Genomic DNA, 1,434 nt, shown 5'->3' with positions numbered 1-1,434 from the left:
CCTCCCAGATAGTTCAGCGGGTTGACGCGCGTGCCGCCCGGGGTGATCAGGTGCCAGTGCACGTGCGGCCCGGTCGAGCTTCCGGAACCCGGCGCGCCGACGGCGCCTCCGGAGCGGCCGACGATCCCCCCTTTGCCGACCGAGGTGCCGTTGGCCAGCAGGAACTGCGACAGATGCATGTACTGCGTCCGGTATCCGTCGCTGTGGGTGATGGTCACCGTGTGTCCACCGGTGCCGTTGTCCGGAATGTTCGTGACAACTCCGGCGCCCGCGGCCGGCAGCGCGGTGCCGACGCCCATCCCGTAGTCGATTCCCCCCAGAGAGCCGCTGTCGAGGTGGTCCTGCCAGGTGCCGGTGACGGGGTAGCCGCTGAACGGGTTGTAGATGTCGAGAGCCTGTGCCGGGTTACCCGAGAACAACACTCCGCCGGCCGCCAGGCCGAGCGTGGTGACCGAGCCCCGAAGCAACGTGCGCCTACTCATCTCGAGCCGAGGCCGAGGCTCCTGGCCACCTTCGAATCCATGCTTCTCGCACACAGCAACTCCCTTATGCGTGAGGTGACTTGGCCTGGCAGAGGGGTGCGGGGCCAAGGTAGCCTACGCGCATAGATTTTGATAAGCACATGACATGTTCACCCCCGGTGCGACCGCGCCGGGCATCCCGACCCACCGGAGGAGACATGCGCAGGAGAACGTTGATGCGTGGCGCCGTGGCCACCGCGCTGGCCCCGGCCGGGATCGCCCTGGCCGCCGGCGCCGCGTCGGCCGAAGGTCCGGCCCGCATCCGGGCGGCGGACCTGGAAGGCGTGGACGTCTCGAACTACCAGCAGGGCATCGACTACACCCTGGCAGCGGCACAGGGCCGGCAGTTCGCGATCGCCAAGGCGGGTGGGTGTCAGCTCGCCGAGGGCCCTTACACCACGTCGTCCTATCCCGGCCATGTCGACGGAGCACGCGCCGCCGGGCTGCGGGTCGGGCACTACTGGCTGTCGGGGGACTTCCTCGCTCCCGCTGCCGCCGCCGACTACTTCGTGGACCACCTGCACGACTACCGGACCGGCGACGTGCTCGCACTGGATGTCGAGGTGCTGGACGACTCGACCCGCCTGTGGGGCGATACGGAGGTGTCCGCCTGGTTCAACCGCGTACGGGAGCGGGTCGGCAGCTACGTGCCCTGGTTCTACATCAGCACCGGGGCGCTGAGGTCCGGCACCTGGAGCCGCACGATCGCCGCCGGCGCTCACCTGTGGGCCGCCTCCTGGGGACCGAACGACGGCACCCGGCCCGGCGCGCCCGACCTCGGCGGCCGCTATCCCGACTGGGCGGCCCACCAGTACACCTCCGTGGGGTCGGCCGGTGGCGCCTCCCCGGTCGACCTGGACTACGCCCGCTCCTGGGCGTTCGACCTCACGGAGCCGACCGACCCGCCACCGAC

General features: G+C 70.2%; 2 protein-coding genes. One reads left to right on the top strand and one right to left on the bottom strand.

Annotation, left to right across the window (positions count from 1 at the left end; translation table 11 throughout):
• Window positions 1-482, bottom strand: a 482-nt coding sequence (locus ACGFZA_RS42485) for a M23 family metallopeptidase (protein WP_385289249.1), incomplete at its 3' end; no start/stop codon positions are given.
• A gap of 215 nt (window positions 483-697) precedes the next feature.
• On the opposite strand from ACGFZA_RS42485, the gene ACGFZA_RS42480 reads away from it, so the two are divergent.
• A partial coding sequence (locus tag ACGFZA_RS42480) for a GH25 family lysozyme (protein WP_393686480.1) occupies window positions 698-1,434 on the top strand: 737 nt, incomplete at its 3' end.

Origin of the sequence: Streptomyces sp. NPDC048211 (genome assembly GCF_043202315.1) — a bacterium.
Classification (GTDB): domain Bacteria; phylum Actinomycetota; class Actinomycetes; order Streptomycetales; family Streptomycetaceae; genus Streptomyces.
This window is presented reverse-complemented; position numbering and strand designations above follow the sequence as displayed.